Source organism: Streptomyces fungicidicus (genome assembly GCF_003665435.1).
In the GTDB taxonomy this organism is placed as follows: Bacteria; Actinomycetota; Actinomycetes; order Streptomycetales; family Streptomycetaceae; genus Streptomyces; species Streptomyces fungicidicus.
Genome location: NZ_CP023407.1, coordinates 3,688,119 through 3,714,486 on the forward strand (window position 1 = coordinate 3,688,119; position 26,368 = coordinate 3,714,486).

The 26,368-nt window shown below is 71.6% G+C and carries 24 protein-coding genes; 9 read left to right on the forward strand and 15 right to left on the reverse strand.

Going from position 1 to position 26,368, the window contains the following annotated elements:
- Positions 1-41: 41 nt before the first annotated feature.
- The 3 genes from CNQ36_RS16730 to CNQ36_RS16740 are packed head-to-tail and all read left to right on the forward strand — an operon-like array spanning position 42 to position 5,313.
- Complete coding sequence (locus tag CNQ36_RS16730; RefSeq protein WP_121546593.1) at positions 42-3,104, forward strand: lantibiotic dehydratase; 3,063 nt, start codon at positions 42-44, stop codon at positions 3,102-3,104.
- Complete coding sequence (locus CNQ36_RS16735; RefSeq protein WP_121546594.1) at positions 3,101-4,333, forward strand: lanthionine synthetase C family protein; 1,233 nt, start codon at positions 3,101-3,103, stop codon at positions 4,331-4,333. The genes CNQ36_RS16730 and CNQ36_RS16735 overlap by 4 nt, the downstream gene beginning before the upstream one ends.
- The gene (locus CNQ36_RS16740; RefSeq protein ID WP_121548485.1) at positions 4,315-5,313 is read left to right on the forward strand and encodes a thiopeptide-type bacteriocin biosynthesis protein; all 999 of its coding nucleotides are present in this window, start codon (positions 4,315-4,317) and stop codon (positions 5,311-5,313) included. Before CNQ36_RS16735 ends, CNQ36_RS16740 begins: the two co-directional genes overlap by 19 nt.
- 54 nt (positions 5,314-5,367) lie before the next feature.
- Here the strand turns inward: CNQ36_RS16740 and CNQ36_RS16745 are convergent, their stop codons facing one another.
- Together CNQ36_RS16745 and CNQ36_RS16750 are read right to left on the reverse strand one after the other, a co-directional pair.
- On the reverse strand, positions 5,368-6,231 hold the full coding sequence (locus CNQ36_RS16745; protein WP_121546595.1) for an HIT family protein: 864 nt from the start codon (positions 6,229-6,231) through the stop codon (positions 5,368-5,370).
- Entirely contained in the window at positions 6,225-6,713 is a 489-nt protein-coding gene (locus tag CNQ36_RS16750) for a TIR domain-containing protein (RefSeq protein WP_121546596.1), read from the reverse strand. The genes CNQ36_RS16745 and CNQ36_RS16750 overlap by 7 nt, the downstream gene beginning before the upstream one ends.
- A gap of 397 nt (positions 6,714-7,110) precedes the next feature.
- Here CNQ36_RS16750 and CNQ36_RS16755 point away from each other — a divergent pair, with 397 nt between their 5' ends.
- Positions 7,111-8,565: a toll/interleukin-1 receptor domain-containing protein gene (locus CNQ36_RS16755; RefSeq protein WP_121546597.1), complete on the forward strand. Its 1,455-nt coding sequence runs from the start codon at positions 7,111-7,113 to the stop codon at positions 8,563-8,565.
- Positions 8,566-8,648: 83 nt separating this feature from the next.
- Here CNQ36_RS16755 and CNQ36_RS16760 read toward each other — a convergent pair whose 3' ends face one another.
- A complete protein-coding gene (locus tag CNQ36_RS16760) occupies positions 8,649-9,158 on the reverse strand; it encodes a toll/interleukin-1 receptor domain-containing protein (protein ID WP_228312989.1) in 510 nt (169 codons plus the stop codon).
- Between the two features lie 94 nt (positions 9,159-9,252).
- The gene (locus CNQ36_RS16765) at positions 9,253-9,567 is read right to left on the reverse strand and encodes a type II toxin-antitoxin system RelE family toxin (protein ID WP_121546599.1); all 315 of its coding nucleotides are present in this window, start codon (positions 9,565-9,567) and stop codon (positions 9,253-9,255) included.
- Between the two features lie 495 nt (positions 9,568-10,062).
- Between CNQ36_RS16765 and CNQ36_RS16775 the strand changes: the two genes are divergently transcribed.
- On the forward strand, positions 10,063-10,932 hold the full coding sequence (locus CNQ36_RS16775; protein ID WP_228312990.1) for a calcium-binding protein: 870 nt from the start codon (positions 10,063-10,065) through the stop codon (positions 10,930-10,932).
- Positions 10,933-10,956: 24 nt separating this feature from the next.
- Here CNQ36_RS16775 and CNQ36_RS16780 read toward each other — a convergent pair whose 3' ends face one another.
- The 10 genes from CNQ36_RS16780 to CNQ36_RS16825 all read right to left on the reverse strand — a co-directional run bounded on the left by CNQ36_RS16780 (position 10,957) and on the right by CNQ36_RS16825 (position 23,471).
- On the reverse strand, positions 10,957-11,544 hold the full coding sequence (locus CNQ36_RS16780; RefSeq protein ID WP_387912514.1) for a DUF6529 family protein: 588 nt from the start codon (positions 11,542-11,544) through the stop codon (positions 10,957-10,959).
- Between the two features lie 31 nt (positions 11,545-11,575).
- A complete protein-coding gene (locus CNQ36_RS16785; protein ID WP_121546600.1) occupies positions 11,576-12,088 on the reverse strand; it encodes a COG4315 family predicted lipoprotein in 513 nt (170 codons plus the stop codon).
- A gap of 141 nt (positions 12,089-12,229) precedes the next feature.
- A complete protein-coding gene (locus CNQ36_RS16790; protein ID WP_228312991.1) occupies positions 12,230-13,366 on the reverse strand; it encodes an FUSC family protein in 1,137 nt (378 codons plus the stop codon).
- Positions 13,367-13,512: 146 nt separating this feature from the next.
- Complete coding sequence (locus tag CNQ36_RS16795; protein ID WP_121546602.1) at positions 13,513-15,297, reverse strand: stealth family protein; 1,785 nt, start codon at positions 15,295-15,297, stop codon at positions 13,513-13,515.
- Positions 15,298-15,311: 14 nt separating this feature from the next.
- Positions 15,312-17,009, reverse strand: coding sequence for a stealth family protein (locus CNQ36_RS16800; RefSeq protein WP_121546603.1), 1,698 nt, complete (start codon positions 17,007-17,009; stop codon positions 15,312-15,314).
- A gap of 164 nt (positions 17,010-17,173) precedes the next feature.
- Positions 17,174-18,937, reverse strand: coding sequence for a copper resistance CopC/CopD family protein (locus CNQ36_RS16805; RefSeq protein WP_410177134.1), 1,764 nt, complete (start codon positions 18,935-18,937; stop codon positions 17,174-17,176).
- 155 nt (positions 18,938-19,092) lie between these two features.
- A complete protein-coding gene (locus CNQ36_RS16810) occupies positions 19,093-19,866 on the reverse strand; it encodes an SDR family NAD(P)-dependent oxidoreductase (protein WP_121546605.1) in 774 nt (257 codons plus the stop codon).
- Positions 19,863-20,342: a cupin domain-containing protein gene (locus CNQ36_RS16815; protein ID WP_121546606.1), complete on the reverse strand. Its 480-nt coding sequence runs from the start codon at positions 20,340-20,342 to the stop codon at positions 19,863-19,865. The genes CNQ36_RS16810 and CNQ36_RS16815 overlap by 4 nt, the downstream gene beginning before the upstream one ends.
- Entirely contained in the window at positions 20,339-20,947 is a 609-nt protein-coding gene (locus tag CNQ36_RS16820; protein ID WP_121546607.1) for a GNAT family N-acetyltransferase, read from the reverse strand. The genes CNQ36_RS16815 and CNQ36_RS16820 overlap by 4 nt, the downstream gene beginning before the upstream one ends.
- The gene (locus CNQ36_RS16825) at positions 20,940-23,471 is read right to left on the reverse strand and encodes a penicillin acylase family protein (protein ID WP_121546608.1); all 2,532 of its coding nucleotides are present in this window, start codon (positions 23,469-23,471) and stop codon (positions 20,940-20,942) included. The genes CNQ36_RS16820 and CNQ36_RS16825 overlap by 8 nt, the downstream gene beginning before the upstream one ends.
- Positions 23,472-23,579: 108 nt before the next feature.
- Here CNQ36_RS16825 and CNQ36_RS16830 point away from each other — a divergent pair, with 108 nt between their 5' ends.
- From CNQ36_RS16830 to CNQ36_RS16840, 3 genes are all read left to right on the forward strand, one after another.
- Entirely contained in the window at positions 23,580-24,191 is a 612-nt protein-coding gene (locus CNQ36_RS16830) for an HhH-GPD-type base excision DNA repair protein (RefSeq protein ID WP_121546609.1), read from the forward strand.
- Positions 24,192-24,303: 112 nt separating this feature from the next.
- The gene (locus CNQ36_RS16835; RefSeq protein WP_004929488.1) at positions 24,304-24,600 is read left to right on the forward strand and encodes a type II toxin-antitoxin system VapB family antitoxin; all 297 of its coding nucleotides are present in this window, start codon (positions 24,304-24,306) and stop codon (positions 24,598-24,600) included.
- Between the two features lie 136 nt (positions 24,601-24,736).
- Positions 24,737-25,348, forward strand: coding sequence for a LytR C-terminal domain-containing protein (locus CNQ36_RS16840; protein WP_004929483.1), 612 nt, complete (start codon positions 24,737-24,739; stop codon positions 25,346-25,348).
- A gap of 36 nt (positions 25,349-25,384) precedes the next feature.
- Here the strand turns inward: CNQ36_RS16840 and upp are convergent, their stop codons facing one another.
- Entirely contained in the window at positions 25,385-26,020 is a 636-nt protein-coding gene (gene upp / locus CNQ36_RS16845) for a uracil phosphoribosyltransferase (RefSeq protein ID WP_004929481.1), read from the reverse strand.
- A gap of 137 nt (positions 26,021-26,157) precedes the next feature.
- Between upp and CNQ36_RS16850 the strand changes: the two genes are divergently transcribed.
- A complete protein-coding gene (locus tag CNQ36_RS16850; protein WP_004929478.1) occupies positions 26,158-26,361 on the forward strand; it encodes a hypothetical protein in 204 nt (67 codons plus the stop codon).
- Positions 26,362-26,368 lie beyond the last annotated feature (7 nt).

Below are 26,368 nucleotides of genomic sequence, written 5' to 3' on the forward strand. Positions count from 1 at the left end.
GCTCATCGGCCCCTCACCTGCCCCGCCAGACGGAGGGCACCATGGCTTCCCGAACAGTCGCCGACTACCAGTGGCAGGGCGCCGCTCTGCTGCGCGCCACCACCAGCCCCGGGCCGGCAGACATCCCCCGCATCCTCGACCTGGACATGGCCGTCACCCGCGGGTGGCTGAACCGCATCTGGCAGCGCGAGGACTTCCGCAGCGCGCTGGGGCTGGCCACCCCCGTCCTGTCCGACGCCATCGAGGCAGTCGTCCAGGGCCGGCAGACCGAGCCCCGTCACGTCCGCCGCACCGCCGTATCGACGGTTTCCTACCTCCTGCGGTGGCAGCACCGGCCCACCCCGCTCGGGCTGTTCGCCGGCACCGGTCCCGTGACGGTCGGGCCCCGGGCGACCGCGCGGTGGCGCGACAAGCACCGCGTGCTGATCCGGCCGGACTCCGAGTGGGTCACCGACCTGGTCCTCCGGCTCCAGCGCACCCCCGCGTTACTGAAGCGGCTCCCGCTCGTCGCCAACAATGCCGCCCACACTCGGGGCGATCGGCTCGTGGCGCCGGGCCCGCCCTCCGATGGCTACGCCGTCCTTCTGGCCCCGGTCGAGATATCTGTCCGCAACGCCCGACCGGTGGCCGCCGCGATGAGCGCGGCCCGAACCCCCATCCCCTACGGCAATCTTCACGGCCACCTGCGCGACGGCTTCCCGCAGGCCGCCCCGGAGCAGATCGACGCTCTTCTCACAAGCCTGGTCGAGCAGCAGTTCCTCATCACCAGCCTGTGGGCGCCCATGACCACGGTGGACGCCTTCCAGCACCTGTGCCACGAGCTGGAACGGCACGGCGCGGACGGCATCCCCGAGGTGCGGGACCTGGTCCACGAGCTGTACGCGCTGCGCGACGAAATGTCCGCCCACCAGCCGACGCTCTCCGACACCAACGTGAGCGCCACCGCCGCGCGGATGCGCGCCCTCACCCCCGTCACGCGGACACCGCTGCTCATTGACACCGCCCTCGACTGCGAGACCCAGCTCCCGCAGGCCGTGATTGCGGAAGCGCAGGCAGCCGTGTCGGCCCTCTACCGGACCACCCCACAGCCCTACGGCTACCAGCACTGGCGCGACTACCACCGCCGGTTCCGGGCCCGGTACGGCGTCGGCGCCCTCGTACCGGTGATGGACCTGGTTGCCGACAGCGGCCTCGGGCTCCCCGCCGGATACATCGGCTCCGAACGCGGGGCCGCCCTGAAGGTGCGCACCGAACGCGACGAACTGCTGCTCGCGCTGATGCAGCAAGTCCTCCTCGATGGCCGTGACGAACTGCGGCTGACGGACGACATGGTCAACGCCCTGGAGAAGGCCGCCGGAGCGGACGAGCGGCTGTTCGTGCCCCGGGTGGAGGCCGCCTTCGAGGTCCACGCCCCCAGCACCCGGGCGCTGTCCAACGGCACCTTCGACCTCCTGCTCACCGCGGCACCCCGCCCCGGCAGCAGCATGGCGGGCCGGTTCGCCCACGTCCTGCCGCCCGAGCACCAAGACGCCCTCGCCACCACTTATCGAGGGGCGCCGGATGGCCTCACGGCACAGCTCGTGTTCCCGCCGCGCCGACACCGCAACGAGAACGTCACCCGCACACCGCGGCTGCTGTCGCACGTCATCGAGTTGTCCGGCCACCAAGAGAGCAACGAGACGACGGTCCGGCTCGCCGACATCGCCGTTACCGCTGACCCGCGCAGTTTCCAGCTCGTGCAGCTCTCCACCGGCCGGCGCATCGACGTGCGGGTCCTGCACGCCCTGGAAGGCGGGACCCAGACCCCGCCGCTGGCCCGGTTCCTCGCCGAGGTGGCACACGGGCGGTACGCCGCCTACAAGCCGTTCGATTTCGGCGCCGGCTCCCGGCTCCCGTTCCTCCCCCGGGTCCGCTACCGCCGCACCATCCTCATGCAGGCCCGATGGCTGCTGATGGCCAACGACCTGCCCGGGCGGAAGGCTCCGCGGCAGGAGTGGGAGGACGCCTTCACCGCCTGGCAGGAGCGGCTGCGGGTTCCGATGCAGGTCGCTGTCATCGAGTACGACCAGCGCCTCCCCCTCGACCTGTGCCACCCGGTCCACCTCCGGGTCCTTCGCGCCCATCTCGACAACGCCCGGCGCGTGGAGCTGCGCGAGGTTTCGGACGCAGACGCCCACGGCTGGATCGGGCGGGCGCACGAGATCTGGCTCTCCCTGGGCCGGGCCGAGCCGGACACCCCCTACGTGCCCCGGCCGCTCCCCGCCACAGTGACGGCCACCAGGAGGCACTTCCCGGGGGCCGGCGGCGTCCTTCTCGCGCAGCTCCACGCCCACCCGCGCCGCTACGACGAGATCCTGAGCTACCACCTCCCCCACCTGCTCGCCGCGTTCGGGGAGGAGCCGCCGACCTGGTGGTTCACCCGTCACCGGGAGATGGCCCGGCCGGACGCCGACCAGCACCTCGACCTCACGCTGCACCTGCCACCGGACACACACGGGGCCAGCTCACAGTACGTCCGCGCCTGGGCGGACAACCTGCACAGGATGGGTCTGGCGTCCGGGCTCGTCCTGGGCCCGTACCAGCCGCAGACAGGGCGCTTCGGCCACGGGCCGGTCATGGACGCCGCGCACCAGGTGTTCGCCGCGGACTCTGCCGCCGCCCTTGCGCAGATCCAGCTCACCGAGCGCCCCGACGCCTTCGCCCCGCAGGCCCTCGCCGCCGCCAGCGCCCTGCGCCTCGTCACACCCCTGGCACCGGACGCTGCGGCGGCCGAAGAGTGGCTGGTGCGCAGCCTCCCCCAGGGCACCGGACGGTTAAGCCGGACCCTGCGCAGCCAGGTACTCGAACTCGCCGCGCCGAACGGCACCTCCGCGCTCGCGGCCCTCCCCGGCGGCCCACAGGTCACCGAAGCGTGGCGTGCCCGCGCGACTGCCGTGGACACCTACCGGACGGCCTTGGCCGGTGAGCGTGATCCGCTCGATGTCGCCCGGTCGCTGCTGCACCAGCACCACGTCCGGGCTCTGGGCGTCGATCCGCGCACCGAGGAGACCACGATCCGGCTCGTGCGAACGGCGGCCCTCCAGCACCGGATGGCAGCCCGATGACCACACTGGCCGCCACCGCCGCAGCGATCCTGGAGCAGTACACCGCCCATCTGGCGGAACCCCCTCCCTCGCCCCCGGAGGAGCCCTGGGCGGTGCAGTCGCTCGCCGACGGCGCCGCCGGAATCAGCCTGCTGCACATCGAGACGGCCAGCCGGTACGGCGGCTCCTGGCTTTCCGCCCACCGATGGATCACGAGCGCGGCCTCCGGGCCCATCAGCGCGGCCGACCAGACGGGCCTGTTCCTCGGCGCCCCGGCCGTCGGCTTCCTCCTTAGCGCCGTCCCTCCGGCCTACCAGCATCTGTACGCTTCGGCGCGCACGATCCTGCACCAGCACATCACTGACCTCGCCAACCGCCGCGTGGACGCCGCGCTCGCCCGCATCGACAGGGGAGACCTTCCGACCTTCGCGGAGTACGACCTCTTCTACGGCCTCACGGGGATCGGCGCCTACCTCCTGCGCACCGAGCCCGCGGGCCCAGCCCTGGAGAGGATCTTGCAGTACCTCGTCGCCCTGACCCGGCCGCTCGCCCCCAAAGGGCGAGGGCTCCCCGGCTGGTGGGTCCGCCACGACCCGGCACGCGGCGAGTCCCCCCACTTCCCCGGCGGACACGGCAACTTCGGTGCCGCGCACGGCATCACTGGCCCGCTCCTCCTCCTGGCCCAGGCCCTGCGCCGCGGCATCACCGTCCACGGCCACCAGGACGCCATGTTCACCATCTGCGCCCACCTCGACGCCTGGTGCCAGCACGGTGACTCCGGCCCCTGGTGGCCCGAACACATCTCGCGGCGCGATTTCGACCGCGGACGCCCCCACCACGACGCCCCCGCCCGTCCGAGCTGGTGCTACGGCACGACAGGCATTGCACGGGCCGGCCAGCTCGCCGGGCTCGCCCTGCGCTCGCCCACGCTCCAGAAGTTCCACGAGCACGCCCTGTACCGGGCCTTGTGCGATCCCGCGCAACTCGCCCTGGTCACCGACAACGGCCTCTGCCACGGATGGGCGGGCATCTATCAGACCGCTCACCGCGCGGCCGCAGACGCGCTCGACCCACGGCTGCACGCCCTCCCGGAACGCCTTGGTGACACCCTCACCGCATCCGGCCAGCCCGGCTCCTCACCGGCTCCCGGCCTGATCAACGGTGCCGCCGGCACCGCGCTCGCTCTCACCACCTTCGCCTCGCAGCAGGCGCCGAGCACTGGATGGGACGCATGTCTTTTGATCAACTGACTCAGGCAGCCGAGCCGAGCCCGACGCAGCACGCCGTCCTCGCCGTCCTGACTGGCCTGCCGCTCGCCGACGCAGCACAGCAGTACCGGATGGACCCCGTGGTCCTCTCCGACGCGGTCGCGGTCTACGACCAGGCCGGCCGGGAAGCGCTGGCCTGCCACGCGGCCACCACCGACTGGTGGCAGACGTACCTCCACTTCACCGACTGGCCGAACGCCGACACCACCTTCATCACGCACGTCCTGCCCATCCTGCGCGAAGCGGAGACCGCTGGCGCGATCGACGGTTGGTGGTACACCAGAAAGCACCCCTGCTGGCGTCTGCGCCTCCGGGTCCAGCCTGCGGGCGGCGCCAAGCTGGCAGTCGGGGACGGCTTCGACCGCCTAGTCTCCGACGGGCACCTTCAGCGCTGGTGGCCCGGTATCTACGAGCCTGAGACGCCAGCGTTCGGCGGGAAGACCAGCATGACGGCTGCGCACGCCCTGTTCGTCACCGACAGCCGACAGATCCAGGAGTTGTGCCAGCGCGACGATCTCACCGTCGGGCCCAGGGAGCTGTCCGTCCTGCTGTGCACGATCATGATGCGCGCCGCCCGGTTGGAGTGGTACGAGCAGGGCGATGTCTGGGACCGCGTCATCACGACGGAACACCGCTCGGCCATCAGCGACGTTCCGCCGGACCGTCTCAACGCCCGAGCCCGCGAGATCCGTCCTCTCCTTCTCGCCGACAGCGACGTCCTGCTTCGCTTCGACGGCCCGCTGGAGCCCGTCGCCGAGTGGGCTGGCGCGTTCCGCAGCGCCGGCCAAGCACTCGCCCACGGCGTCCAGGACGGGTCACTGGATCGCGGGCTGCGACAGGTGCTCAGCTATCACATGATCTTCCACTGGAACCGGCTCGGGTTGTCCATGCGAGGGCAGAGCATCCTGGCCTGGGCGGCCAGGACAGCGATCCTGCACGGCGATGGGCACAAGGGAGGCTGACACGCATGGCGATGATGCCTTTCCCAGGTTCGTCGAAGCGGTCAATTCACTACCTCAACGGTAGAGCAGCCAGGCTCCTATACCCATCCCCGCAAGCAGCAAGGGTCCATAAACAGGAGCAACCGCCCACGATCTAATATCGGGCCAATCGGGCCAATAGTTGACTCTGGAACCCGCTGGCGATGCCAGAGCAGGATTCAAGGAGAATGCAGGAATTGAACGACCGGCCGCCACCTCGTCATAGAGCTTTCGAAAGGCACGCTCCTGCTTTAGATAATTAGCATCAAGGACACCAAAGACAAGTACCGCCAAAAGGCCGAGAAGCGCCACGAAAATCGAACTCTTCGTGATCGCGTATCCGTAAGTCGCGGTTACAATCGGAAGCAGCCACGCCTTCGAGGATGACGACGCCTGCGACATGCGCGTAATTATCGCTTGGATAAATGCCAAGTGCTGCCGACGATCCTCTGGCCCAACCACGCTCACTTCGTTGAAAAGCGCAGACTGAATCGCGGCGAGAGTCTGACTTTGGGCTTGACCATCTTCGGCCGCACCCGCGGGCCATCTAAGCACCATGCGATCCCCCGACCATCGGGGCACGAGGTGAAAATGCACGTGAGGTACGGTTTGAGTGGCGGCTGCCCCAGTCGACTGAATCACGTTCAAACCATCCGGAGCTAGGGCCGAGCGGATCGCATGTGCTGCCCTGAGGAGCGCTTCACCCAAATCACGGCCCTCAACAGCGTTGAGATCTGTCAGGTCTGAAACATGACGGTTCGGCACTACCAAAGTGTGGCCGCGAGTGGCTTGTTCCAATGGAAAGAATGCGGTGACCTCTTGGGTGCGATACACCAGCCTCGCACTGGAGTCGCCCCCTGCAACAATCACGCAAAAGGGGCATGCAGATTGATCTACCATGACCGCCTAATCACCCCCTGCTCCGACCAAGACTCCAAGTTGTCACGCAGTTTGTTATAGGTCGCCTTACTGTCGGTCTTTCCCGACCAATCCTGCATCGCGGGATCAAATACCGGCACTACCCCTGCACCAATAGCCTTGGCAAATGGGTCGGAACCCGCACTATCAACGCTCCCCAGTGCCGAGAGTCCATGGATTCGGATCCCTAGCAGCGGCTTCTTGTCAGCCCATGCCTTCTTAATCTCATACATGACCCAGGGTCGACTTGCCGTGCACTTTCCGATCAAGACGATGACGGCCTTCTTGTACGCCATCTGCTTGTGAATCCAATTCTTGATTGCCTCGTCTCCACGCCTACGCACCTGCTCCCAGTCCTGAGAGTTCAACAGTGGCTGCGCTTCGAGCGCGTTAATATTGCGAACCAACTGGACGCGGTGGACATCTTGTTCGTAGTGGAAGCTGTAGAAGACTGTCTTGGCCATGGAAACGTCAATCGAGAGTGCCGATGCGAACGACTGCGACTCTAGCTGCGACCTCCGACAACTTGTACGAGAACGCAAGAAGTCATGCCCTTGTGGGCGAGGTGGTCACGCAAGGCAGCTCTGACGCGGATCGCAACCGCAAGCAGCCGGGCCACCTCCGTCAGCGCCATGGCCCAGAAGTCCAGCACGCGGATCCGGGGCGCCCCCAGGTGCGTGGTCAAGGGTCGCCGACCGCGGCGGGCAGAGCATCACAGTGTGTCCCCCCTCGAAGATCATCCACCCTGGCCGCAGCCGACTGCGTGCATTGACGTCCTGACCTCCGCGATTCTGAGTGATCAGAAGCATGACCCAGCCACCACCCTGACAGAAGGAACGGACGAGGAGGAGCTACACCGCCATGGGGGGCGTCTTCATCAACTACCGCAGGAGTCCGCGTGCCACAGATGCGGTGCACCGGCTGCGTGATCGGCTCAGCCGTCACTTCGGTGACGCACAAGTCTTCCTCGACACGTCGTCGATGCTGCCGGGTAACCGCTACCCAGACGACCTCAGAGGCCGAGTGCATGACTGCGAGGTTCTGCTCGTCACCATTTCGGAAGGCTGGTTGGAGGCGCGGGACCCGTCGGGCGCGCGATCCCTCGACCGCGCGGGCGACTGGGTGCGGCACGAGATCGAACTGGCGCTTGCCGCTGGGAAGACCGTGATCCCCCTGCTCCTTGACGCCGTAGAGCCACCGTCGCCCGAGTTGCTTCCCGCGTCGATCCGCGATCTCTCCCTTCGCCAGGCACATCGGATCCCCGCAGATGGCTGGGACGCGGCCGTTGAGGAGCTGATCGCCACGCTGGAGACCCTGGTGGCACCGGAGTGGGTGCCAGCAGTCCTGTCTGAAGTACGGCCGCCACGACGGCCCGGCCGACTGCTCGGCTGGGCCACCGGTCTCCTCGCCGCCGCACTCTGCGTTCTCGTGCCGTGGGCAGCAACGGCGACCGGGTCGCCTCCAGAGCCGGGCGACGACCCGGTCGCTCTGCTGCTGGCCCTGGCGTCCCTTGGGCTGATGGGCTTCGTTCTAATCGCTGTACTGCTGTCCTGCGGCCTCATGCGCCGCCCCGTTCAGGCGTGGGAACGTGACCTGCAGGACGCCACGCAGGAGAACTACCTTCGGGCAACCTATCCGGTGCCGGCCTTTCTCCTGCTGTTCGCAATAGTGCTCGTGATTCAAGTGTGGGGGCGGAGTCCCGGCTTCGCCGTCGTACTGATGCTGGGCATGTGTACCGCCGTCGGCCCGATGGCCGCCCGTTTCGTGCGCTCCCTCAAGGACGACCGCGAACGGTGGGTGCAGTGGCCGGAGGCGATGCCCTCGGCAGCCCCGATGGCGGTGGTACGGCGGGAGATCGCTCGGCTTGACGTGCGTACACAAGAGTGGGGCGCGCCTATCCGGCGAGAGCAGCGGGACCGAGCACGGTTCGCGCTCGAAGAACTGGCAGGGGCGGTGGCGGCTCAGGGGCGGGCGGCGGAACGTGGGCGGTTGCGATGGCTGTGTGAGGCGCAGCCCTGGATCTTCAGCGGGTACTTCCTGTGGTTGGCGCTCACCGTCGCCCTCACGCTCGCCTGGACTTTGCCCCTCGGAGTCGAAGGCGGGGGTGGGCCGCGGCTCTACGCGGCACCCGTGGCCACTGGGGTCGTGGGGCTCTTGCTGGCCTGGACGACCATGGAGTGCGCTTACCGCTACCAGCGGTGGCAGAGTCGGATGTTTCACGCGGAGGCGGTGCGACGGCTCGCTCTGATAGGGGCGCGGGTCGACACGCTCAGTTTCCCGTCGCGTACGCGGCTGACGACAGCGACGGAACGCTAGGCGGGACGGGTGAAGCGGCACAGGGCCTGAGCTTGACTATTAACCCCACCAAGATCGTTTCTTGGTGGGGTTAATAGTCAAGCTCAGTTCGCCGCGAGCTGGTCGTCCTCAACGGCCACCAGCTCTGCGATCTTGATGGCAACTACTGCCATCGAATCCTCAGCCGTGTCCAACCCGTTTCGGGATGCAAGTAGGGGGCTGACGTCCCGGAGTTCGCTGTAGGTCGTCTCGTGTATGACGGGGAGCAGCAGGTCACGTGCAAGGAGCTCCGAGAGCTCCTTGTCAGAGACGCCACCGCGCTTGAGGCGTGTCAGTAGCGCAGGGGTGACCAGAACGAGACCCGTACGCGACCTCGCCAGCCCTCTGTCGATTTCCCGCATGAACGGCAGGCCGAGCGCGATGTCCTTCTCGCTCAACCAGACCGACACGCCCTCTGCTTCCAGCAGGTCGCACAACTCCGTGGCAGCACCGCGCCGGTCATCCCACGCGTGGCAGAGGAAGACATCGCGAAGGTCAGGCTGTTGACGCGCGCGCAACACGGCGGCGTCGCGAACAGGAGCCAGACCCTTCACCTCGCCAGGCGTGTAGATCACGGAGGAGGTGCTCGGTGACCAAGGCGCCCGCATTTTGCCGCTACTGGAGCTGCCGCTACTGGTCGCACCGCCCCCGCAATTCGTGTGACTACTGTTAGGTGGCGTTATCGCAAGGAAAAGACGGCTGAGTACAGTTCAGCCCGTTTGGGTCGCCAACGTTACCAATGGCCAAGGTCCACGCGACCAGTTGTCCGTCCTCGACGGTGTAGACGACCTGGTAGTCGCCAATCCTCAGCCGCCAACGGGTGCTTTGCCCCTGGAGGGCCTTGATGTCGAACGCCGCGACATCCCCGACGTCCATCGCCTTCTGGAGTTCGGCGATGCGGTACAGAATCCGCAGGGCGTCCGGGCGCTCAACCTTGAGCATGTCCCGCTGGGCATGCGGCGTGAAACGAGTGACGTAGCCCATGGCCGATCAGCCTTGGCCGGCACGGAGCGGGGCAGCCATCTCTTCGAGAGAGACCGACCGCTCAACGCCTTCGGACTCCGCTTCGTCGGCCAGCTCGATCAAGGGATCACCGGGGTTGCAGTTCGGGTTGCATTCACCCCCATTCAGCACCGTCCGCTCCCTGGCGATCGCAGCGACCGGCCGCAGGTCAGGACGGTGGCGGACGACCATGAATCGCCGGACGAACAGTTGGAAAGCGTGTTGGGGGCAACCCCTCACGAGTTCGAATCTCGTATCCTCCGCCAGTGCCTCACCGGGCACGATGTCGAAGGGCCCCCTGGAAACAGGGGGCCCTTCGACGTATCCCGGACCGCGACTCGATCGGCGCGTTGACCGGACGGGGCAACGATCGGGCCGGTTCGGCAGTCGTAGGGGGTGACACACGTCGGTCTCCCGCGATCGCCGCCAACGGCCCGCGCGGTGTGGTCGGTAGGCCTGTCATCCCTGGGAGGACCAATGAGCCGCTTCGCCGCACCACCCGGCACCGGACAAGGAGGCGGGCGCGACACGGCCCCGTCCGTCGCCGCCGCACGCGCCGTACGGCGCAGGCCCGTCGGCCGCGCCACGAGCCGCGGGGTCGTGGTGGGGGCCGTCGCCGTCCTGCTGGCGGGGGCCGGCACCTCGGTCGGGGCCGCGGCCGGAACCGCGTCCGGCGACCCGGTGGTCAGCGGCGCCACCGTCAACTCCGGACGCGACGTCATCGTGGGCATCACGCACGACGTGCGGTTCTCGGTGACGGTCACCGGGTCGGACGACTCCGGTCTGTCCTTCGCCGACGTGGATCTGAAGGGGCCGCACGGCGGTTTCTACACGACCGACGCGTACTGCGAGACCCCGACGGCATGCACGACGGGGTTCACCGTCAACGCTCACCCGGCTCCGGGCAGCGACGACTGGGTGGACCTGGCCAACGCCAACGCGGGGACATGGTCGGTCGACGCCCTGGTCGACGCCGGCGACGGCGATTCCCGCTTCGCCCCCGGCGTGGGGTCCTTCGGCCTCAAACGTGCCGCGCGGCTCACGGTCGACGCCTCACCGGAACCGGTGGCCAAGGGCGCGCGCCTCACCGTCACCGGCAAGCTCGTGCGGGCCAACTGGGACACCTACCGGTACGCGGGATACGTGGGCCAGGCCGTGAAGCTGCAGTTCCGCCCGAAGAACAGCAGCACCTACACCACGGTGGCCATGGTGAACACCAACAGCACCGGCAACCTTCGCACCACGGTCAAGGCGGTCAAGGACGGCTACTGGCGGTGGAACTTCACCGGCACCGCGACGACCGGCCCGGCCAAGGCCGCCGGCGACTACGTCGACGTGCGTCCCTGATCCCGTCTCCGGGCGGGTCCGCCCTCACAGGCCCGGGGCGTCGGATCCGTTGAGGGCCCACAGCGCGCCGGAGTACCAGAGCAGGCCGATGGCCACGAAGAGGGCGCTTCCGGCGGCCGGGAGCGTCCAGCCGGGGAGCCGGCGGCTGCGCACCACCAGCACCTTGGCGACGAACGCCCCGTAGAGCGCGCAGCCCGCGACCGAGTGCAGCTGGACACGGGCGCTGGTGGTCTCGACGCCGTACGTGCGGACGCAGTGGAAGGCGATGGGCACCGACAGCAGGAAGGCGACCCACCCGACCACGCGGTGGGCGACGCGGACCGCGCGGGGCGCGGCCGCGACGCGCGGGAGCCGCCCGTACATCCACAGGGCCAGGCCCAGCTGGACGAGCGCCAGGCCGAACAGGGCGCTGCCCATGCGGGCCTTGAGGGTGACCGCGTCGGCGCCCCGGGCGCCGAACAGGTCCGTCGTGTACTGGGGCGTGTGGTTCCGGCCGATCACCCAGATCGCCACCGCCACGCCCGCCGACAGGGCGGCGATCAGCACCAGCAGTGCGCCCGCCCGCGCGAGAGAGGGCCGCCCGGGGGCGGCGTGGCGTGGAGGTGTCGTCACGTCGGCCGTCCCGTCCCGTGGTCGTCGCCGGTCAGCTCTTGGCGACCTTGTCGCCGGCGGTGTCGAGCACGTACCACTTGGCGCCGAACTGGTTCAGCGCCTGGCCGTTGGTGTCGCCCGGCTTGGAGTCCCCGGCGTATCCGTAGACCGGGTGCCCGTGGTACGTGACCTGCGTCTTGCCGTCGGACCGCTTCGACGTGCCCAGCAGATCCGACTTCACCGAGCCGCCGGCGGTGGGCGCCCCGGAGGTCAGCAGCGGCGGCCAGGCCGAGGCGCACGCCCCGTCGCAGGTCGAGGTCGTCGACTTGTCCGCCTCGAACAGATAGAGGGTGTGGCCCTTCCCGTCGACCAGGATCGTGCCGAGATCGCCGGCCGAGGCGGTCTTCACCATGGCGGGGGCACCGGCCGACGCGCTGCTCGGTGCCTTGCTCGACGGCGTCGAGTAGGAGGACGAGCCGCCGCCGCCGTCATCGGAGCAGCCACTCGCGGCAGCGATCGACACAAGGGCGGCGGTCCACAGGACGGCCTGACGGAGTCGCCTCATCACACGTTCCGTTCGAGGTGAGGGCCCGACATCTGGCGGGGCCGGTGCATCCATGCCTGCCACGGTCGTGTGCGCCGTGCGCCGTGTCGCCCCCGGTTTCACCGGGATGGCAGACCCGCCCCGGACCCGGCGGCCGCCGGCTCAGGACGGAGGGTGCGGTGCTCCGGTGGCGCGCCTGGTGAGCAGGCCCGCGAGCAGCAGGACGAGCAGGGCCAGCCCCGCGCCGCACAGCGTCCACAGCACCCGGTAGCCCTCGGCGGCGTAGTCGGAGGGCTGCGGGAGGCCCACCAGGATGAGCGCTCCCGCGGCGATGGCCGCGGAGTAGAGCGCATAGTTCCAGAACCGGATCACCACCCCGTGCATGAACAGGACGAGCGCGACGACTTCGAGTCCGCGCTCGGTCACCACCAGCCTGAACCCGCTCAACGCGGTGGGCACCAGCAGCAGCAGCGCGGCGGCGACGGCCCCGATCAGCGCGCCGGTGAGGCGCTGCGCGGAGACCAGCGCGGCCTGCCGCAGGCTCGGCTTCATCGCGACGACGGCCGCGATCGGCATCCAGTAGCCGTGCGACAGCTCCAGTCCGAACGCCAGGGCGACGGTCCCGGCGATGGTCAGGGCGCGGATCAGCGCGAACACGGCCAGCGGAGGTGTCAGCCTCTTCCGCGAGGTGTCCCCGGGGATCTCCGCGATCGGCTGGGGGCGTTCGCCGCGCCCGTGGATCAGCCACTCGACGAGGCCCATCACGATCCACAGCGCCGCCCCGCCGGTCCAGGCGAGCACCTGTGCCCAGGTGAGGCTGCTGACGCGGCCGGAGTGATGCAAGCCGAACGCGAGCGCGAGGGCGATGACGAACCAGACGTCGAGCAGCAGCGCGGCGGCGAACCTGCGGGCTCCGAACACGGCGGCCAGGCCCGCGGTCAGCGTCACCGCGAAGACCACGAGCGTCAGCCAGTACCAGGCCACTCCCCCCAGGGCGAACGCCGCCGCGGTCAGCCCCGCGCCGAGGAGCGCGAAGGCGGCCGAGCGGGACACGCGCTGTCCGAGGCCGCCCCCGGGGTCGGCGAGCAACGTGAACAGCAGGCCGAACAGCGCGCTGGGAAGGTACACCTGGTGGCCGACCGCCCAGAAGACGATCAGCGGCACCAGGGCGAGGTCCAGGAACAGCACCCCGCGCGGCCAGCGGAGTCCCTCGGGTGCGAGCGCGAACACCCTCGCCGACAGGCCCCTGGCCTTTCCTCCGTGACCGGCCCGTCCGACTGCTCCGCTCGCACTGGCCATGGCCGCCCTCGCTCGCCCCGGTCGTCGCGTATGCCGCTTCCGGTGCCGCATTCTGCGGTGCCCGCGTGATCAGCGCGGCGCGACCCCGCGAGGCTCCGCCGAAGACGGCGCATCCCTCAGCCGTCCGGCGCAATGGGTGCGGGTGCTCAGTCGCGCAGCTGGGGTTCGGGGCGGGGCGGGCGGGCCGCGGTGAGAGGGGTGACCGGGCGGGGGGCGGCCTCGAAGCGGCTGGGGAACGGGTACTTCTGCTCCAGGAAGCCCTGCAGGGCGCTCCGGGCCCCGGGCCTGGCCGCCTCGGTGGTGTCCACGTCGTTGAGGCAGAAGAAGTCGACGTCCTCGCCGGCCGCGAGGCGGGCCAGGCGGCGCCGCATGTCCGGGGTGCCCAGCTGCACGTAGCGGAAGCGGTAGTCGGCGGGGACGGCCCGGCCGGTCGCGATCGCCCAGTGGTGGTGGAGCGTGGACGCCGGGGCGACGTCCGCGACGGAGCGGAAACGGGAGTACGACGTGCGTTCCAGTTCCGCGATCCCGAGATCCTCCATCTCGCGCATCACCGACAGCAGTTGGGGGTGCGGGGTGTGCAGCGACTTGTGGGTGGGGTACCGGCCGTGGAAGCGGCGGACCACCTCGCGGGCGTTCTTGCCTGCGGAGTTCGGGGCCGGTTCGAGCGGGTGCGGGGCGCCTACGCCGAGCTTCAGCGGGGACAGCGGGATGCGGGCGATGCCGTTGCCGTGGAAGAAGTGCTCGGCGGCCACCGGGCGGTTGATGAAGACGTCGTCGTTGAAGTAGAGGTAGTGCTCCGACAGGCCCGGTATGTGGTGCAGCCGGCTCTCGATCGCGTGCGAGTTGAAGACGGGCAGCGCGTCCGGCGGGAGGATCTCCCGGTGGTCGACGACGGTCAGGCCCTCCGCGTCCGGGTCCAGCCAGGCGGGGACCTGGGAGTCGGTGACGAGGTAGACGCGCCGTACGAACCCGGCGTACATCTCCAGTGAGCGCAGCGCGTACCTGAGCTCGTCGTGGCTGGTGTAGCGGGAGGCGCCGGTCTCGCGCGGGGCGATGAGGCCGCCGGAGAGCGCCCGGTGGGCGCGGCGCTTCGCGGCCAGCGCCGGATCGTCCCCGTCGACCCAGGTGTACACGGCGTCGACCGGGAAGCACACCTCGTCGATGCCCGGCTCAGCGAACGGCTCGAAGGTCGGCACGCTGCGGCGGCGGCGCGTCACCGCGGCCGGCCGCCGCGCCGCCGGCGGGAGCACCTCCGAGACGGGGTTGCGGCGCGGGGCGACGAGTGCCGGACCGAAGACGTCCGGCAGCCGGCCGCCCGGCACGGTGAGCCAGGAGGGGTCGGCGCCGAACTCCCGGCCAGGCCGCCAGAACTCGATGTCGCACCCCGCCTCCAGACCGGTGAGCACCTGCCCGCAGGGGCCGAGGCGGACCGTGCCGGTGCGCAGCACCGCGGCCCGTCCGAGCGCCCGCGGCAGCCTCCCGTCGGCCCACAGCACCGCCGTCGTCACGGCGCCGTCCGGCCCCACGGCGCCGACGTACCCGCAGGTGCCGGCCAGGCGGTGGGCGGCCCGGGCGAGTACCGCGTCGCGGTAGGTCTCCTCGACGCCGACGACCTGGCGGGGCGCGCTGTGCCCGTGGTCGGCGGGGACCAGGAAGTAGGGGACGCCGAGCTCCTCCAGCAGGGAGCACACCCGTTCGAGGTCGGTCTCGACGGCGTCCGCGGCGGTGTAGCCGGTGACCGTGCTCCCGTACAGCCGGGTCGCTCCGAAGGTGACCCGGCGCAGTCCGGGGACTGCGGCCCGCAGCCGCCGCCGGGCCGGGGCCGTGCGCAGCGCCCAGAGCAGGGCCGCCGGCCAGGGCCGCAGACGTGCCAGCAGGTCCCGGGCGGCCCGCACGCCCGCGGGGGCCGGGACGCGATGACGGATGTCCATGCTCCCGGCTCCCTTCACTGCCGCTTCTCGAAGGGGCTCGGGAAGGGGAAGTAGTGCTCCAGGAACTCGTTCATCCGGGCGCCGACCCGCTCCCGCTCCTCGGGCGCCACGTCGACGTCGTTGAGGCAGAAGAAGTCGAAGCGGCGGCTGCGGCGCAGGTCGGCCAGGCGCTCCCCGGCGTCCGGGCGGCTGATGTTGACGTACCGGTAGCTGAACCTCCCGGGTACGCCGCGGCCGGTGGTCAGGGCGTACTGGTAGAGCAGCGGGGCCGTCATCGCGATGTCCTGCGGCGAGCGGAAGCGGGACGCGGTGGTGCGGGCGATGTCCTGCGGGAAGAGCTCCTCCAGCTCCCGCAGGGTGTCCCGCCGCTGCGGCAGCGGGGTGTGCAGGAAGTTGTTCGTGGTCATCCGCCCGAACCGCTCCAGCAGCAGCCGGCGGACGTTCTTGCTCGCGGAGTTGGTGGCCGTCTCCTCGGCGTGCGGTTTTCCGACGCCTATCTTCAGCGGCGAGACCGGGATCTTCATCAGGCCGCTGCCGTGAAAGAAGTGCTCCGCGGTGATCCGGCGTCCGACGAACACGTCGTCGTTGAAGTAGAGGTAGTGCTCGGACAGGCCGGGAATGTGGTGCAGCCGGGTCTCGATGGCGTGCGAGTTGAACACCGGGAGCACGTCCGGCGGGAAGATGTCGCGGTGGTCGACGACCGTGATGCCCGGGGCTCCGTCGTCGAGCCAGTGCGGCTTCTGGCCGTCGGTCACGAGGTAGACGTGCCGGACGAAGTCGGCGTACATCGCGAGCGAGCGCAGCGAGTACTTCAGCTCGTCGTGGCTGGTGTAGCGGGAGGCGTTGGTCTCCTTGTCCAGGATCTCGGCGATGCCGCCGCGCTGGTGCCGGGCCCGCTTGGCGCGCATCTCCGGCTCCTCACCGTCGACCCAGGTGTAGACGACGTCGACGGGGAAGGTCACGTCGTGCAGGGTCGGCAGGGTGAGCGGGGCGAAGGTCGGCAGCTCCCGGTCGCCGACGCGTAACGTGGCCGGTGTCTGCTCGGCCGCCGGGAGGACGTCGGTGATGCCGTTGTTGCGCGGTGCGACGAGGGACTCGGCGAAAACGTCCTCGGACGCCTGCGGCTGCACCTTGGCCAGCCGGCGGGGCCCGTCGGCGGAGGCCAGGAGCTGCGCCCCGTCCTCCCAGAACTCGACGTCACAGGCGAGCTCCGGTCCGGCGAGCAGCTGGCCCGAGGGGCCCAGGTGGTTCTCCCCGATCCGCAGGACGGGGGAGGTGCGCAGCGCGGCCGGCAGCACGCCGTCCATGAACAGCGCGGGGTGCTTCAGCTGCCCGCCGGGCAGCGGCCGTCCGATGAACACCGGCTGCCCGGCGTTGCGGGCCTCCAGGGCGGTGAGGAGGCGCTCCCGGTCCACGGCGTTCACCCCGACCGTGTGGCGGGTGCGCGAGGCCGGCACCAGGAAGTAGGGAATGCCTTCCTGTTCCAGTGCGGCGACGACCAGGCCGAGGTTGGCGGCCGCCGCGTCGGCGGCCCTGAACCGGGTCACGACCCGTCCGTAGAGCCGCTGGCCGCGGACCGCCACCGGGCGGAACCCCGGTTCCGTGACCGCCGCCGTGCGGCGCCGCCGCATCGTACGCAGCTGCCACACCCGTTCGGCGGCCTTCCGCTCGACTCGCGGCCCCACCCGCCGGACGAAAGAACGCATGGTCACGTTTCCGAGCTCCTCTTCATGGACCCCAACACCCCTGCGATCAGCCAGACATGCGCACGCAACGGAAGGTTGTAGAGGAATTCCCGAAGAATTAACGGACCATATTTTTCGATCTTGATTACTTGATCTTGAGTTTTTGATTTCGATCTTGAAAGCCGGTGGAATCAGCGGGTGATCCGCACCTGCCGGACCTCGCTCACCTGGTCCACCTCGGAGACCCGGATCGTGAGTTTCATCGTCCAGGAGCCCTCGAGGGGCAGGTTGAGGTCGTTGGTGGCCCAGTAACCGCCGCGGTCGGTCGCCTTCGCGTCGATGGGGCCGATGTCCTTCGCCTCGAGGGTGAAGGAGATACGGAGCTCCGGTACGAAGGTCAGGCCGCCGTCGGCGCCGAAGACCACCGCCTGGAGGCCGTTCTCACCCACCCGGCCCGGGTCCATCGTGATCTGCACCGTGCCCCGGTCGCCGGGCGTGCCCACGTCGTAGGGGACCGTGAACGCCGACGCACCGGGCAGGCCCGCCACCTGCGGCTCGGGCGCCCTGGCCGCCTCGGCCTCCGCACGGGCCGGGAGGGTGCCGGTCAGCACCGTGGTGACCAGCAGGACGACCACCGCCACGACGACCTCGGCCAGTACGGAACGGCGCAGGGCACGGCGGCGGAGGGCGTCCGGACCGTCCGGCGGCGGGGCGGCCCATCTCGGCGGCGCCGGCGGGGTCCCGGGCGCGCCCACCGGTTCCGGTACCCGCGCCTCGGCCACCGCCGTCGCGGGTCGCGCGAGAAGGGCCGTCCAGCGGCGGGACAGCGCCGCCGCCGCCAGCAGGAAGACGGTGACGGCGAGCTTCACGGTCAGGGTGCGTCCGTACGACGTCTCGGTGAGGGCCGACCAGGAGCCGAGGCCGCGCCACGACTGGTAGACGCCGGTCACGACCAGGACGGTCACCGAGGCGAAGGCCAGCCGGGAGAAGCGGGCGACCGTGGCGGCCGGCGGCGGGGTCCCGGCGCGGTACAGGGTCAGGAGCAGGGCCGTCAGACCGCCGAGCCAGCACGCCGTCGCCAGCAGGTGGAGCACGGACGACGCCATCGCCACCGGGACCTGGATGCCGGCGGAGGCGTGCTCGGCCGCCGCCCAGGTCAGCGCCAGGGCGAGGGCGAGTGCCGCGCCGGCGGCCAGGCGGACCCGGGGGGCGGCGCGCCGGACGGGCGGTGCCAGCAGGGCCGCCGCCGCGAGCAGCAGCAGGGCCAGACGGGTCAGCAGGGCCAGTCCGGGGCGGCCGGTGAGGGCGTCGGCGAACGCCGGGAGGTCGAGGGCGGTCGCGGGCGAGGCGCCCTTCTCGTACGGGGCGCGCAGGACGAGGAGGCCGGTCGTCGCCGTCAGCAGCGTCCACCAGCCGGTGAGCAGCGGCAGCCGCAGCGGGGCCGGGTCCGGCGGCCGGCACAGCGCCGCGAACGCCGCCGTGCCGATGAGCAGCGCGGCGGCGATGTACGCGAGATAGCGGCCGGTGTCGTAGAGGCTCTTGGTGACCGGGTGTTCGGCGTGGTCCGCGGGCGCGGCCGGCGGTGTCGGCGAGGGCTTGCCGACGGAGAAGGTGAAGGCGCCGGAGACCGGGTGGCTGTCGGCGGAGACCACCCGCCACGCCACCGTGTAGGTGCCGTCGGCGAGGCCGCCGGGCAGCTCGGTGCGGGCGGTGTCGGAGCCGCCGTCCGCGTGCCGCGGCTCGCCCAGGTGGACCCGGCGGTTGTCGGGGCCGTAGACGCGGAAGGAGTCGTCGAGCAGCCCTACGGACTCCGTGAACGTCAGGGTGAGGTGCCGGGGCGCGGACTTGACGACGCTTCCGTCCTCGGGGTCGCTGCCGCGGAGGGCGGCGTGGGCGCTCGCCGGGGCCGCGCCGCCGAAGAGGAGCAGGACCAGCACGGCGCCCAGCAGCGCCAGCCCTTGAAGTCGCCGGGTGCGGCGGCCGCCCCGGGCCCCGTCCCCCGCGCCGTCGCCCGTCGCCCCGCTCCCGCGTCCCCGCACGTCGTCCCCGCCTTCCGGCAATCCGGCCCTACGGGAGGGGTACGGACGCGGGGCGCGGTGTGCTCACCGGTTCACCAGGTGGGCCGGGCCGAGGCCCCTCCGTCCACCACGAGGTCGTGGCCCGTCACCCAGGACGCCAGCCGGGAGGCCAGGAACACGCAGGCGTCGCCGACGTCCTCCGGGCGGCCGAGCCGGCCCACGGCGGACGCCCGCCGCCAGCGGCGTACGCCCTCCGGCCAGGCCTCGGCCAGGCCCTCCCGCTCGACGAGGCCGGGCGAGACGGAGTTGACCCGCACGCCCCACGGGCCGTACTCCTGCGCCGCCGAGCGGGCGTGGGTCACCACCGCCGCCTTGGAGGCGCAGTAGTGGGCGTGGGCCGGGGCCGGGTGGCGGGCCTCGACCGAGGCGATGTGGGTGACGGTGCCGCCGCCGTCCTGGCCGCGCATCAGCAGTGCCGCCGCCTGGGTGCAGGCGAAGACGCCGGTGAGGTTGGTGTCCACGACCCGGCGCCACTCGGCCGCGGTCATCCCGGCGAGTTCCTGGACCGGCTGGACGCCCGCGTTGTTGACGAGCGCGGTCAGCCGGCCGCCACCCCACTCGGCCGCCTCGGCGACCAGGCGGTGGCAGTCGTCCTCGTCGGTGAGGTCGGCCCGCAGGACGACGGCCGCGCCGCCCGCCCGCCGGATGCGCCCGGCGGTCTCCCGCGCGGACGCCGTCGACGTACGGCAGTGCAGCGCGACGGCCGCGCCCTCCTCGGCGAACCGCCGCGCGATGCCCCGGCCGATGCCGCCGCCCGCGCCGGTGACCAGGGCGACCTGGCCGTGCAGCAGGCCCGGCCCGCTCATGGGCGGGACAGTTCCGCGATGAGCGCCGCCCGTTCGGGGTGACGTGCGGTCAGTTCCGCCCGGTCGCCGTGCTCGTAGTCCTCGTAGGTGAAGCCGGGGGCCATGGTGCAGCCGAAGAACGACCAGGCGCCGCCGGCCGCCACCCGGGCGCCCATCCAGGTGCCGGCGGGCACCGTGAGCTGGAGGTGCTGGCCGCCGAGGACGTCCGGGCCGAGCACCGGCTCGCGGGCGGTGCCGTCGGGGGCGAGGAGGAGCAGCCGGAGCGGGTCGCCGAGGTAGAAGTGCCAGATCTCGTCGGCGGGCAGCCGGTGCAGGGCGGAGAAGTCGCCGGGGGCGTCGGTGAGCAGCGCGACGATGGCGGTGCCCTCGGGGCGACCGTCGGGGCGTGCGGGACCGGACCAGGTCTGCCGGAACCGGCCGCCCTCGCGGGGGATCGGCTCCAGTCCGTAGTGGGCGACGAGATCGTCGGGGGTCACCCGCCGAAGGCTACCTCCCGGGTGAGGAAGAGGAGCCGCGCCTTCTTCTCGGGCAGGTACACGTCGGGGAGGTCGATCTCCGGCAGTACCACCTCGGGGCCCGCGGTGAAGCCCTGCCGGAGGAAGCGGGCGACGGCCTTCTCGTTGGCCACGTCCGGGTCGGCCACCACGCGGGTGCGGCCCAGTCCGCGCAGGACGAACCCGGCGACGGCGTCCATCAGGGCGGCGGTCCAGCCGGAGCGCGGGCCCCCGGCGCCGGCCGGGGCGAGCAGCAGGTGGATGCCGATGTCGCCGGGCGCCACGGGGTAGCAGTCGCCGACCCGGTCGGCCTCCGGTTCGTACGTCTGGAGCAGCGCGGCGGGCGCGCCGTCCTTGAGGAGGAGGTACGCGTGGTGGGTGCCGAGGGTGTCCATGTGGGCGTAGATCTCGGCGACCTGCCGGCCGGTGAGGCCGTTCATGCCCCAGAAGACTGCGCGTTCCTCACTCACCCAGCGGTGCAGCAGGGGCGCGTCGGCGGCGGGGTCCAGCGGCAGTACGCGTACGGTGCCGAAGCCGTCGTTCCGCTCCTCGTGGACGGACGGGCGGGAGGCGTACGGGTCAGACATCGGTCTCCTTCGTCAGCTGCGCCCAGTCGGTGACGACCGGGACCAGGTCCCCGGCCAGCCACAGGGGCTGCTGGTCGCGGTGATGGGGTGAACCGGGCACTCCGGAGGCGCCCAGCGGCACCACCCAGCGGCTGTCCTCGCGCCGGGCCAGGTCCCAGACGTACCGGGCCGCCGGGCCGCGCGCGGCGAGGTCGGTGAGGCCGGGCACGGGGGAGGTGCACAGCACGCAGTCGTGGTCGCCGGACAGGCCGGGCTCGTCGTACGGCGTCGTCGGCGGCAGCGCCCGCCAGGGGGCCAGGCGGTGGGTGTCGCCCCAGGTGCCGGCGGGCGGCCGGGCGGCCACCTCCTCCAGCGCCTCGCGGACCACCTCCCGGCGGTCGATGCCGAACAGTTCCTCGGCGGACAGCAGGTGCTCGAGCGCGTGGCCGACGCGCGGCACCAGCGCGAGCCAGGGGCGGAAGATCTCCGGGTACGGGGGCGGCACGGCCGCCCCGGCGAAGGCGGGGTGCGCGGCGAGCCGGCGCACGACGGCACCGCGCACCGCCGCGAAGTGCGCCGCGTCGGCGCTCCCGGCATCCATCCGCCGGTCCCACCCCACCAACCGCTCCCGCAGAGCAGCGGCGGCCTCACTGAGCGCGGGCCCGCTCGGCACCGGCCCGTCGGCCCCGGCCGTGGAGCCCGCCGAAGGCGAACCCTCCGGTACGACACCGGAACAGTCGGCCGGTTGGCCGCCGGCCGCGGCAGCGGGCTCCGCCGCGGCGTCGCGCGTCGCGCCGGGGCCGTTCGGCGCCGGGACATCGGGGTCGGCCGTGGGGCCTGCGAGGGGCAAACCCTCGGGCACGACACCCGACCCGCCGGCCGGGTCGCTCGATCCCGCACCGCCGACTGCGGCGGTGGAGCCTGCCGAGGACGAGCCCTCGGGCACGACACCGGGCGCCCGGCCGCCGACACGGTCGCTCGAGACCGCACCGCCGACTGCGGCAGCAGGCTCCGCCACCGCGTCGCGCGTGGCGCCGGGGCGCGGAGCCGGGGTGCCCGGGTTGCCTGGGGTGGTCGGCGGGACGCCGAGGGTGGTCAGGTGGGTGAGGAGGGGGGTGGCGGAGGCCAGGTGGGTGTCCATGTGGATGGCGGGCATGTCGGCGGCGGACCAGCGCTGCCGCCGCGACAGGAGTTCCGTGATGCGGTCGGCCCGGTGCGGCGGGGCGAACTCGACGCCCAGCGGGCTCGCCGGGCCGCGCTGGTTCGCCATCACGGCGACGCCGTCGGCCAGGCCGGCGCGGGGCGGCTCGTGCCAGCCCCGCCACTCGTACCCGGGCTCCCACGCCGGCACCAGACGGGTCCCGTTGGCCGCGGAACGGACCGGGACCCGGCCGGCCACCCGGTGCAGGGTGCCGCCCTCGGTGTCCGCGGCCATGATCACGTTGACCGGCTCGGCCCACCGGTCGACGGCCCGGTCCACGTCGGCCACCCGGCGGGCCCGCAGCAGCGGCAGCAGCGCGCCGAAGCCGAGGTCGCCGGTGACCCGGGGCGGGTACCGGAGGACGACGGCCGACGGCGGCTCGCCGGGCTCGGGCACGCCGTCGTCGAGGCCCTCGGGGCCGCCGATGACGACGGGGCCCCGGTCGGTCTCGACGACCTCGACCTCGACCGGCTCCTCGCCCGCCACCTCGATGGTCTCGGTGTGCCGGGCGGCCCGCCGCCACGTCCCGTCAGGACCGAGCGCCTCCACCCCGGCGCCGGTCCGCCGCAGCCGCTCGCGGTAGAGATCCTGGTAGTCGGCCATGGCGTTGGTGATGGCCCAGGCGACCGAGCCCGTGTGGCCGAAGTGGGCGATGCCGGGGACGCCCGGCACGGCGAGGCCGACCACGTCGAACTCCGGGCAGGACAGACGGATCTGCTGGTACACGCCCGGGTCCTCGATGAAGCGGTGCGGGTCACCGGCGAGGACCGCGTGCCCGGTGACCGTGCGGTCCCCGGCGACCAGCCAGCCGTTGCTGCCCGCGGTGCCGGGGCCGTCCGCGGCGAACAGGCCGACGGCGTCCGCGCCGAGCCGGCTGGTGATGTGCTCGCGCCAGAGCTTGGCGGGGAAGCCGGCGAAGAGGATGTGGGTGGAGAGCCACACCGCGAGCGGGGTCCAGGGCTCCCAGCGGCCGGGGACGAGGCCCGTACGGGTGAATTCGGGGGCGTCGGCGGAGCGCAGCCCTTCGTTCACGCCGGTCACGTACGCCCGTACCCACTCCGCCGTTCCGGGGTCGGTCCGCTCCAGCTCGTCCCAGCAGCGGCGGGCCGTGTCGGACAGGCGGGCGCGGCGGACGAAGCGGTCCCAGGGGAGCGCCTCGGGGCCGAGGAAGGACGCCGAGGTGCCCTGGGCGCGGTGCCGTTCGACCTCGAGCTGCCAGGCCCGGTCGAGCGCGGTGACCCGGCCCTGGACGTGCGCGAGCCCGTTCGCGTCGTCCGCGCGCAGATGGGGAATGCCCCAGGGATCCCGGAAGATCTCGCCGACCACTGCACCCTCATTTCCCATCAGGTTAGGCTCCCCTAAGTAAGCCGTGCCGAGATCCTACGCGAAAGGGGTCCGGGCGCCAGGGGGCACCGGCGCGCGGGCCGGGCCGCGACGCGCGATCATCGGGGCATGGACGTCACTCTGCACCTCGCCCAGGACCCCGACGCCGACGCGCTGCTGGGCCGCAGCCCGCTCGCCGCGCTGACCGGGATGCTGCTGGACCAGCAGATCCCGATGGAGTGGGCGTTCAAGGGACCGGCGACGATCGCCCGGCGGCTCGGCGGGGAGGACCTGGACGCGCACGAGATCGCCGCGTACGACCCCGAGGCGTTCGCCGCGCTGCTCGCCGAGAAGCCGGCCGTGCACCGCTACCCCGGCTCGATGGCGGGCCGCGTCCAGCAGCTGTGCCGTTACCTCGTCGAGCACTACGACGGTGACGCGGAGGCGGTCTGGCGGGGCGTCACCGACGGCGGGGACCTGCTGAAGCGGCTGCGGGAACTCCCCGGCTTCGGCGAGCAGAAGGCCCGGATCTTCCTCGCCCTGCTGGGCAAGCAGCTCGGCGTGCGGCCCACGGGATGGCGGGAGGCCGCGGGCGCCTACGGCGAGGAGAAATCCTTCCGCTCCGTCGCCGACATCACCGGCCCGGAGTCGCTGGCCAAGGTGCGGGCGCACAAGCAGGAGCAGAAGGCGGCGACGAAGGCCGCGAAGTCGGCGAAGGCCGCGGGGGGTTCGGGGAAGTAGGCGGCCCTACCAGAACGGCGTTCCCGTTTCATCCCGTATTCGGGTGCCTTTTCGGTGTCGCACTGCGTCGCCATGGCTGCGCCCGGAACGCGTTGACCGGTAGGCTTTCCGTGTGATCTTCAAGCGCATCGGAAACGGCCGGCCGTACCCCGACCACGGCCGGGAGAGCACCCGGCAGTGGGCGGACGTCGCACCGCGCCCGGTCCGCCTCGATCAGCTCGTGACGACCAAGCAGCAGCTCGACCTCGAGACCCTCCTCGCCGAGGACTCGACCTTCTACGGCGACCTCTTCGCGCACGTCGTGAAGTGGCGGGGCGACCTGTACCTGGAGGACGGACTGCACCGGGCGGTGCGGGCCGCGCTCCAGCAGCGCCAGGTGCTGCACGCCCGCGTCCTCGAACTGGACTGACGCACGTCCGACGGCCCCTTCCGAGGCCCTTCTTGGCCCTTTCGGGTTGGACTGCACCCAGTCGGATGATCATCTGGTAGGCATTGCCGCCGGAGCGCACTACGCTGCGCTCATGAGCATGCTCACTCCTCCCGGCATGGGCGGCCAGTACCGGATCACGGGTGACAGGTACCCGCGGATGCGCAGGCCCCGACGGCGCGGCAGGCTCGTCGTCATGGCCGTCGCCTCCGTCGCCGTGCTCGGCGTGGGCGGCTGGGGAACGCTCCAGCTCATCGACGTGTTCACCGGCGGCGGCGACTCCGCGTCGGCGGCCGGCACCAAGGCGGCCTGCGCCGACAGGGCGAGCCGTACGGCAGCCCCGAAGGCACTGCCCGCGCCCGGGACCATCAAGGTCAACGTCCTCAACGCCACGACCCGCAGCGGCCTCGCGCAGAAGACCGCCGACGAGCTGAAGAAGCGCGGCTTCAAGATCGGCGAGGTCACCAACGCGACCAAGGAGTACGACAAGAAGGTCAAGGGCACCGGTGTGCTGCTCGGCCCCGCCGCCGCCCTCGACACCTCGCTGCCGGTGCTCGGTGCCCAGCTCGCCGGCGCCGAACGCCGTACCGACCCGGCCCGCAAGGGCGGCGAGGTCGACCTGATCATCGGCGACGGCTTCCGGGCCCTGACGAAGAAGGCGGACGCCGACAAGGCCCTGGCCGTACTGGCCGAGCCCAAGCCGGCGCCCACCTCGAAGAAGAACTGCTGAGGGCGGACGAACCGCCGGGACCGCGGGGCGCGGGTCCTACTCCGCCGCCCCGTACATCCGGTCGCCCGCGTCGCCGAGGCCCGGCACGATGTAGCCCTGCTCGTTCAGACGCTCGTCGACCGAGGCCGTCACGACCGTCACCGGCGTGCCGGCCAGCTCGCGCTCCATGACCTCGACGCCCTCGGGCGCGGCCAGCAGCACCACGGCGGTCACGTCGTCGGCGCCGCGCCTGATCAGCTCCTGGATCGCCGCGACCAGCGTGCCGCCGGTGGCGAGCATCGGGTCCAGGACGTACACCTGACGTCCGGAGAGGTCCTCCGGCATCCGGGTGGCGTACGTCGAGGCCTGCAGCGTCTCCTCGTTGCGGATCATGCCGAGGAAGCCCACCTCGGCGGTCGGCAGCAGCCGGACCATGCCGTCCAGCATGCCGAGACCGGCCCGCAGGATCGGCACCACCAGCGGGCGCGGGTGGGAGAGCTTGACCCCCGTGGTCCGCTCCACCGGCGTCTGGATGTCGACCTGCTCCGTGCGCACGTCGCGCGTGGCCTCGTAGGCGAGCAGGGTGACCAGCTCGTCGGCCAGACGGCGGAAGGTCGCGGAATCGGTGCGCTGGTCGCGCAGCGTGGTGAGCTTGTGGGCGACCAGAGGGTGGTCGACGACGTGGAGACGCATGTCGTCAACAGTAACCGGGCCCGGCAGGCCCGGCGTCCCCGCACACGGCAAGCACCCCGCACCCCGGTCACTCCTTCGCTGGCGTCAAACCGCCCGTCCGGGGGAAAGTGGGAGGGACGGACTGGGGTGGTGAACCGATGCCTGAGCAGGACGACCGAGACGCTCCGTCACCGCGCGGAACCCCCGACCCGGCGGAGACGGAGGCCGAGCGGCGACGGCGCCGCGCCCGGTTCCTGCGCGAACTCGCCGAGGCACGGGCACTGCGCGACCGGGTCCAGCCGCGCCGCGCCAAGGCGGCCCGGCTGCGCCACGCGATGCGGATGCGCACGTTCCGCTGGTAGGCGGCAC